Source organism: Mesorhizobium sp. M7A.F.Ca.CA.002.05.1.1, assembly GCF_003998335.1.
Taxonomy (GTDB): Bacteria; Pseudomonadota; Alphaproteobacteria; order Rhizobiales; family Rhizobiaceae; genus Mesorhizobium.
In genome coordinates this window covers 1-8,216 of sequence record NZ_RZQI01000185.1, presented here as the reverse complement: position 1 = coordinate 8,216, position 8,216 = coordinate 1, and the positions used below count along the sequence as shown (strand labels likewise).

The window sequence follows — 8,216 nt, the reverse complement described above, 5'->3', positions numbered from 1 at the left end:
CTGCACCTGTGCCCGCATGATCGGTGCGGTGCTCGATGTCTCGAAGCCGCCGCAACCGCGGGCGATGCGCGCCATGTAGGAGGCGGCGGCGACCACCGACGGCTCTTCCACCGCCATCGGGATGAGGTAATCGCGACCGTTGATGGTGAAGTTGGTGGCGACGCCGAGCGGAATCTCGAAGGTGCCGACCACATTCTCGATCATGCCGTTGGCGAGATCGAGCGGCAGGACGCCGCCGCGCAAGGCATCGCGATCCGCCTGCCCAAGACGAGCGGCGTCGCCGACCGTCGCCAGGCGATCGGCCGGCGACAGGTCGCGGAATTTCTCGATGCGGGAATTCAGCCGCGGCTCGACACCGCTGTCCTGGACAGCCACCATCACGATCGCCTCCCTGCGAATGCTTGTCGTTGAGGCAGCTATCGTTTAACTGATACCATCTATCAAGGTACAGCTACAGGAAACAGCGACAAACTGTACCAGTCCATATCAGGGCACGCAGCCCATCGGAGGATGTTCTGGGATGACGCGCGCCGAGGCCGTGGCGGCAGAGATCAGAAGGCGCATCGAGACCGGCTCGATTACCGTCGGCGCCAAGCTTCCGTCGATACGCAAGGCCGCCGAGCAATTCGACGTTTCCAAGAACACCATCGTCGATGCCTATGACCGGCTGGTATCCGCGGGCATCGCGTTTTCGCGGCCCGGCGCCGGCTTCATGGTCGCCGAGCGTCGCCGGCAGACGCCGAGCGAGCGTCCCCGCCATGTCGCGGAAGCGGTCGACATCGCCTCGCTGCTCAATGCGCAGTTGGAGGAGAGCTTTTCGATCCGCGTCGGTGACGGGCGGCCGCCCGCCTCATGGATGGAGGAATCGGAAGTGCGCCGCCATCTCGGGCTGCTCGGCCGGCACCAGAGGTCCAGCAGTGACGGCTATGGTTCGGCGATGGGCCTGCCGGCGCTGCGCGAGCGCCTCGCCTTCGACCTCATGGAGCGCGAGGTGCAGGCGAGCCCGGACCAGATCCTGCTGACATTCGGCGCCAACCACGCACTGGACCTGATCATACGCCGCTTCCTCGTCGCCGGCGATACCGTGCTGGTCGACGACCCCGGCTACTACCCGCTTTTCGCCAAGCTGAAGCTGGCGCAGATCCGCATGATCGGCGTGAAGCGGACGCCGACCGGTCCGGACCTCGACGATCTCGCCGGCAAGGCCGAGCGCGAGCGTCCGAAGCTGTTCTTCACACAATCGCTTGCGCACAATCCAACCGGCAGCTCGACCAACCTGCCGACGGCTCACTCGATCCTGACGATCGCCGCGCGCTGCGACATGCTGGTGGTCGAGGACGACCCGTTCGTCGACCTGCCGACGGTCCGTGGCGTTGGCCTTGCGCCTCTCGACCAGTTGCGGAACGTCATCTGCGTGCGCACCTTTGCCAAGACGTTGTCGGCCAGCCTGCGCTGCGGCTATATCGCCGCGCGCCCCGACCTTATCGCTTCCCTTGCCGAGTTGAAGATGCTGACGACAGTCAACAGCTCAGGACACATTGAGCGGTTGATCCATGGATTGATCAGTGAAGGTCACTATCGGCGCCACCTCAAGCGTTTGGCGCAGCGTGTGCAGCAGGCCACCGAGACGGTCGTTCCCCGCCTTCAGAAGATGGGTCTTAAGCTCTTTGCCGAGCCGACAGGTGGATACTACGTCTATCTGGAGCTTCCCGAGTATGTCGATGACATCGCCCTCGCCCGGGAAGGCGCTCGCCAGGGGATTTTTATCGCACCTGGTACCGTGTTTTCGCCGGAGCGCCAACCTGCCAAGGCAGGCATCCGCGTCAACATCGCCTGGGCCTCGGATCCTCATTTTTTTGACTTCATGCTGGCAGAGCTTAGGCATCGGCGGACTTGAACAGGACAAAGCCCCGCCTTGCGGCGGGCTTAGTGCTTGACGGATCACTCCGCGGCGCGTCGTGACCAGATGAGCGAGAAGTCGCCCCCGGTGTCGGTCTCGACCAAGCTCGCGTAGATCGGAGCGGGGAAGCTGGGATCGTCGAGCTTGACGAAGTGGTAGTCGCGGCTCTCGCGCGAGGTCTTCTTCCAGGGCCGTCCCGAACTCGGGGCGCCAGCGAAAATGCGGAAGTCGGGTCTCTTTTCATTGTCGCCATCGACCGGAGAGAACGTCACAGTCTTGACGTTGAGGTTGAGGGTCTTGACCGAACCGGAGAAGCCGTTCGCGGTGCGCGAGAATGTGCCGACCGTAGCCATCGTGGTGGTTCCTTCTGTTTTTCTCGGGCCGCACCCATCTCTCGATGGTGGTCGTGAGGCCGGAGACGATCGGTCTGCATCCCGAAGGGGCTGAAACGAAGTAACGGCGGCGCGAGGCTTTCTTGGGCCGCCGAGGAATGGACGCGCAGCGACCAGGGGAAGAGAACGCAGCGACGTCGTTACGGGAAGACGATCGAGCCGAAGCGAAGGCGGTCTTCAGTCAGACCCAATCCATTCGAGGACGCCGTGGGCGTAGCTTGGACAGAATACGCGGAAGGAATGCCACAGTGGCTAAGATCAGTCCCGGCCACTGTCGCTTGCTCCGCTGCGCTTCTCTATTTCGGTCAAGGACGCTTCCTCCCGCCCGTGGGCGGTGTTGGTCCCACTTCACCCGGTGAAGAAGGGACGTCCGATTTCTCTAATCTTTGGGCTGAATCGTCATCAGCGGTCGATGGGAGAGAATGGACGCCGCCAGATTAGGCGCGGCACGCACGGGGTCGTAGAAGTCCATGCGCCATAATAGTAATTTCCTCATTCTGGGGAGTAGTTGTTTGGCTCGATCAGCCGCAGGTAAACTCAGAGCGACAGGATGCGAAACCGGCAGTTGCCGTGTAAGGTCAGGCCTTAACTTGGGGGAGAACTGAATGCGAACGGCTGTTACCTTGGCGTTCCTGGCCTTTATCAGGGTGTCGTCAGAGCAATAGAAGCCTGCCTGGCCGGGGACGTGATCAGTCTCGAACGCGGTCGTATTCGTCTTGCGCGCGCTCGAGTTCCGGCCCGTAGGTCATCGACCATTCGTAAAGCGCCTCGAACGGTTGCCGAAGGGAGTGGCCGAGCGAAGTGATCGTGTATTCGACACCGACCGGCGTCGTCGTCGTCAGCACTTCACGGCGAATGAGACCGTTACGTTCCAGACGCTTCAGCGCATCGGCGAGCGCCTTGTGCGTGATGCCGTCCAGGCGCCGCATGATCTCGTTGAATCTCGACGGCCTAGTGCACAGAACGGTCAGAATCAGGACCGACCACTTGTTGGCGATCTGCTCAAGTGCCGGCCGCGCCTTTTGCACATCTATCAACGCCTCGACGGACACGGGCTTAGGACGACGGGGTGGGCTGACCTTGACGGGCAAGTCTTCAGTCACGGCGGACATAGGTATACTCCTCGATATCTGCTCTAGTTGTAGTGCGTAATTGACCGTAGGTATAGAGCATATATCTTGAGCCATCACTTTTTGATGGAGTTCACATGAGCAGATTGGCAAACAAGATCGCACTGGTTGTCGGCGGTGCCGGCGGTATCGGCGGGGCAGTTTCACAAAGGTTCGCCAGTGAGGGAGCGCAGGTCTATGCGACCAGCCGCAAGGGTGCGGACGGCGCCTTGGAAGCGGCGGGCACCGGCAGCATCCGGACGGTCCTGGCGGATGCAAGCAACAGAGCGGATCTTGAACGTGTATTCGAGCAGATCAGATCGGAACGCGGGCGTATCGACGTGCTCATTGTGAATGCCGGCCTTTCCGAATACGCCCCGCTTGAAGATATTTCGGAGGATCATTTCGACAGGACATTCGGTCTGAATGTGCGCTCTCTGGTTTTCGCAGCACAAGGTGCCGTCAACCTCATGCAGCCAGGCGGAACGATCGTGTTGATCGGCTCTATCGCAGGCGACATCGGCACCAAAGGATATGGCGTCTACGGCGCCACCAAGGCCGCTGTCCGCTCGTTCACCCGCACCTGGGCCAACGAACTTGCTCCCAAAGGCATTCGTGTCAACGTCGTCAGCCCCGGCCCGACCGATACGGCGATGATGGCCGGGGCCTCGCAACAGATTCGAGACGCGCTTTCCAGCATGATCCCTCTCGGGCGCATGGGCCGGCCTGACGAGGTGGCCGCCGCGGTTGTTTTCCTCGCCAGCGACGAGAGCAGTTTCACAACCGGCGCAGAACTGGCCGTCGATGGCGGCATGGCCCAGGTGTGACGTGCGCCTTCGACCACTGAAACCTGGACGGCCGCCGTTGCGCTCATGCCGGTCGGTGTCTCGCAGTGACAGGCATGCATGTCGTTTTCTCGAAACCGGAGCAGCTTTCGAGCGACATGTTATCAATCCTCCAGAAGATAGCCCTTGCGATGGGAAAGCGGCTCGGTGCCGGCTACCTTGGCGATGACTTGGTTGGCCGCCACCAGCTTCTTCAGTCTGCGGGTGACGACCACGCCGTCAGTACGCGCATGGACGGTGATACGGGCATCGCCGCCAATCGCAGCGGGCGCGACGATGTCGGCGATCGGCTGTCCGGACGTGACCCGCTCGCCAAGTTCGACGCGGTAGACGATGACGCCGAACGCCGGCGTGCGCACCACGTCGCAGGCGTCGAAGCCTGTGACGTCGCAGAGCGGCGGCGCGGCGGGTGCTTGACCGGCGATATAGCCGCGGCGGCGCAGCACATTCAGCAGCGCCGACGCATCTGTCGCGGCCATCTCGTCGCCGATGTCGACGAAGCCGCGCAATTCGACCGTCGCTGCCATGCAGCCGACCGGTATCAGCTTGTCGGGATACGCCGCCGCGAGCTTCAACCACGGCTCGACGCTTGCTTCGGCAAAGGTCGAGCCGCCGGAGGCGCCCTGCGAAAACACGGCACGGCAGCCGAGTTCGCCCGAGATGTCCGACAGTTCCGCCGCGATCTCCGGCCGCACGAAAAGATGCATCAGCCCTTCGTCGTCGCAATGAAGATCGAGAACGAGATCAGAATCGAAGGCTTCGCGCGCCAGCACCGTATAGAGGGAATCAACCTGTTGCCTGACACAGCGTTCGTCGAGGATTGCGCGGATCGTCTCGCGGATCAGCGCCTTGTTGGCGTCGGCATCCCTTCCCAACAGGTTTCCGAGCCGGGCGATCAATTCGGGGGCAAGGTCAGGCCAGTTGCGGTTGAAGTTGCGGCCGCTGGCAAGGTCGTAACGGCCGAGATGGTCGCCATTGACGAACTGCGCCAGGCCGAGCGGGTTGGCGTAAGGCACGACGACGATCTGGCTCCGGATTTCGCCGCGCGCATCGGCGGCGTCCAACTGCTCGACCAGATGATGTGATACCAGAAGGCCGGGCGCCTCGTCGGCGTGAAGTGCCGCGTGGATGTAGGCCTTGGGACGGGCGGCGGCGGCACCGTAGCGTATGATGCGCACACTGTGGCGGCTGCCCGGCGTGCCGTTGGAGAGAGGAATATCGAGGATTTCACGAGACATTGACGGCTCCGGCGAGCGCCCGTTCCGACAACGGGAAGTGGCAATTGAAGACATGGCGGGGGTCTTCGCGGTCGGTTGTCCGGGACGGGAATGCGCTTTTGCAGATGTCCTGCGCATAGCGGCAGCGGGTGTGGAACTCGCAGCCGGGAGGGCGCGTCATCAGGCTCGGCACTTCGCCGCTGAGCTCGATCCGGTCGAGCGCGGCGTCGGGATCGGGTTCCGGATTGGCCGACAGCAGCGCCTCCGTATAGGGGTGGCAAGGCTGCTCGAATATACGGTCGGTCGAGCCGACCTCGATGAAGCGGCCGAGATACATGATCGCCATGCGGTCGGTCATGTGGCGCACGACATTGAGATTGTGCGTGATGATGAGGATGGCGATGCCCAACTCCTGCTGCAAACGCCCAAGTAGGTTGAGAACTTCGCCCTGGACGGACACGTCCAGCCCCGCCGTCGGTTCGTCGGCGATAATAAGATCGGGCGCCAGCGCCAGCGCCCGCGCCACGCCCACCCGGCGCGCCTGGCCGCCGGAAAGCTGGTGGGGATATCGCCGCCCGAAATCCGCGGGCAGCCCAACCATCTTTAGCAGGCGCTCCACCTCGGCCGCTGGATCGCGGATGGTGATGCCGTGGATACGGAACGGCTCGATCAGCAGAGAGCGGACAGTGAGCCGCGGCGACAGCGATCCGACCGGATCCTGAAACATCATCGCCATGCGCCGAAGATGCAGCTTGCGATCCGCCGGGGCAAGACCGTTCAGCACCTGGCCGTCGAAACGTATGGAGCCGCTCGTCGGTGGACGCAGCCCCATGATGGCACGGGCAATGGTGGACTTGCCCGAACCGCTCTCGCCGACGAGACCGAGTGTCTCGCCCCTGCGGATCTCGAAAGACACTCCGCAGACGGCATCGACGAACGGGTTCTTCACGCCACTGGTGAACGCCTTCAGCTGGCTCATGGTGCGAAAGCGCACGCGAAGGTCCTCGACCGAAAGCAGCGGGCTCATGCCGGAACCGCCAGTGTGTCGTCGAGAAGATGGCAGCGCGCGCTGTGCGCTGCGCCGATTGCGCGGGGGGCGGGATTTTCATCCGCGCACCGGGCGAAGGCATGCGGGCAGCGCCGGCGGAAGATGCAGCCCGCCTGGGTACCGAGCAGGCTCGGCACCTCGCCCGGTATCGTCGGCAACTGACGGGTGCGCTTCCTGATCCGTCCCGGATCGCATTCGAGCAACGCGCGCGTATAGGGATGCCCCGGCCGGCGGAAGATATCGCGCACGGTGCCGTATTCGACCACCTCGCCCGCATACATGACCGCCACCCGGTCGCAGAATTCGGCGACAGCGCCGAGATGGTGCGAAACGAACAGGATCGAGCAGCCGATTTCCTTCTGCAGCTCTTTCAGCAGATGGATGATCTGCACCTCCAGCGTGGCATCGAGAGCAGTCGTCGGCTCATCCGCGATGAGCAGCGCCGGCTTCACCAGCAGGGCCATGGCGATGCAGATGCGCTGGCGCATGCCGCCCGAAAATTCATGCGAATAGCCGCCGATACGACTTTCGGGGTCCGGGATACCGACCCGGCGAAGCATGTCCACCGCACGCTGGCGCTTGATGCCGCGCGAACCGCCCTCGCGATGCTGGACATCGACCATCTGGCTCTCGATGCTGCGCACCGGGTTCAACGCCGTCATCGGATCCTGGAAGATCATCGACATGCGGTTGCCAAGCAGGCCGCGCCGCTCTGCCGGTGCCATGCCGAGCACGTCGCGTCCCTCGAACAGGATCGCCCCGTTCACCACCTCTGCATTCTCAGCCAGCAGCCCCATCACTGTGTAGGCGAGCGTGGATTTGCCCGAGCCGCTCTCGCCGACAATGCCGACCACCTCGCCCGCCGGCACGTCGATATGGACATCGCGCAGCGCATGTGCGCGGCCGCGCGGCGTGCCGAAATCGAGAGAGAGGCCGCGGATCGCCAGCAGTGGACTGCGGCTTGCGAGATGTCCTGCTTGGCTGCCACGGTTCATAGGTCTCTCCGAAGCTTGGGGTCGAAGATGTCGCGCAACGCCTCGCCGAGGAAGGTGAAGCCCAGAGTGGTTATGACGATAGGGATGCCACCGGCGACCACCAACCACACCGTTTTGTGGATATAACCGTAGCCGTCGCTGAGGATCGTTCCCCAGTCCGGTGTCGGCGGGCGCACACCCATGCCGAGGAAGCTCAGGCCTGCTTCCAGCGTGATGACCAGCGGCACATCCATGCTGACCAGGATCAGTAGCGGACCGATGACGTTGGGCAGCACGTGCACGGCGAGGATGCGCACGAGGCCGGCACCCATAGCGCGTTCTGCGGTGATGAATTCGCTTTCGCGCAGCGCGTGGGCCTGCGTGCGCACGACGCGCGCATAGATCGGCACCGACGTGACCGCGACGACGAAGATGACGCTGGCAAGGCTCGGTCCGAGCAGCGTCACCACCGCCAGCGCGAAGATGATGACCGGAAAGGAGCGGATGGTGTCGAAAACCAGCAGCAAAAGATTGTCCAGCCAGCGCGGGCCGAAGGCGGCGATGAGGCCGAGCACCAGCCCTAAGCTGAGCGAGGCGCTGAGCGAGACGAAGGCGACGAGCAGCGCAATCCTTCCGCCCATGACGACGCGCGAGAAAACGTCGCGGCCCAAGTGGTCGGTGCCGAGGAGAAAATCCAGGGACGGCGGCGCCAGCCGGGGACCGACCATGAT

The 8,216-nt window shown here is 63.2% G+C and carries 8 protein-coding genes and 1 pseudogene; 2 read left to right on the top strand and 7 right to left on the bottom strand.

What is annotated here, in order from left to right; all coding sequences use genetic code 11:
* Positions 1-378 (bottom strand): annotated as a pseudogene (locus tag EN939_RS12205) (hydroxymethylglutaryl-CoA reductase, degradative); the annotation flags it as partial.
* Positions 379-520: 142 nt separating this feature from the next.
* Here EN939_RS12205 and EN939_RS12200 point away from each other — a divergent pair.
* Positions 521-1,897 carry an aminotransferase-like domain-containing protein gene (locus tag EN939_RS12200; protein ID WP_127268216.1) on the top strand — a complete coding sequence of 459 codons (1,377 nt, stop codon included), beginning with the start codon at positions 521-523 and terminating at the stop codon, positions 1,895-1,897.
* Positions 1,898-1,941: 44 nt separating this feature from the next.
* Here the strand turns inward: EN939_RS12200 and EN939_RS12195 are convergent, their stop codons facing one another.
* Both EN939_RS12195 and EN939_RS12190 read right to left on the bottom strand, forming a co-directional pair.
* Positions 1,942-2,253 carry a DUF736 domain-containing protein gene (locus tag EN939_RS12195; RefSeq protein ID WP_127268215.1) on the bottom strand — a complete coding sequence of 104 codons (312 nt, stop codon included), beginning with the start codon at positions 2,251-2,253 and terminating at the stop codon, positions 1,942-1,944.
* Between the two features lie 728 nt (positions 2,254-2,981).
* Entirely contained in the window at positions 2,982-3,404 is a 423-nt protein-coding gene (locus tag EN939_RS12190; RefSeq protein ID WP_127268214.1) for a winged helix-turn-helix transcriptional regulator, read from the bottom strand.
* 95 nt (positions 3,405-3,499) lie between these two features.
* On the opposite strand from EN939_RS12190, the gene EN939_RS12185 reads away from it, so the two are divergent.
* Positions 3,500-4,228, top strand: coding sequence for an SDR family NAD(P)-dependent oxidoreductase (locus tag EN939_RS12185; RefSeq protein WP_127268213.1), 729 nt, complete (start codon positions 3,500-3,502; stop codon positions 4,226-4,228).
* Positions 4,229-4,350: 122 nt separating this feature from the next.
* Here EN939_RS12185 and EN939_RS12180 read toward each other — a convergent pair whose 3' ends face one another.
* The 4 genes from EN939_RS12180 to EN939_RS12165 all read right to left on the bottom strand — a co-directional run.
* A complete protein-coding gene (locus tag EN939_RS12180) occupies positions 4,351-5,484 on the bottom strand; it encodes a succinylglutamate desuccinylase/aspartoacylase family protein (protein WP_164749006.1) in 1,134 nt (377 codons plus the stop codon).
* Positions 5,474-6,490: an ABC transporter ATP-binding protein gene (locus EN939_RS12175; protein ID WP_127268211.1), complete on the bottom strand. Its 1,017-nt coding sequence runs from the start codon at positions 6,488-6,490 to the stop codon at positions 5,474-5,476. Before EN939_RS12175 ends, EN939_RS12180 begins: the two co-directional genes overlap by 11 nt.
* The gene (locus tag EN939_RS12170; protein ID WP_127268210.1) at positions 6,487-7,506 is read right to left on the bottom strand and encodes an ABC transporter ATP-binding protein; all 1,020 of its coding nucleotides are present in this window, start codon (positions 7,504-7,506) and stop codon (positions 6,487-6,489) included. The genes EN939_RS12175 and EN939_RS12170 overlap by 4 nt, the downstream gene beginning before the upstream one ends.
* On the bottom strand, positions 7,503-8,216 hold a 714-nt coding region (locus tag EN939_RS12165; protein ID WP_164750964.1), incomplete at its 5' end, for an ABC transporter permease. The genes EN939_RS12165 and EN939_RS12170, both read right to left, overlap by 4 nt.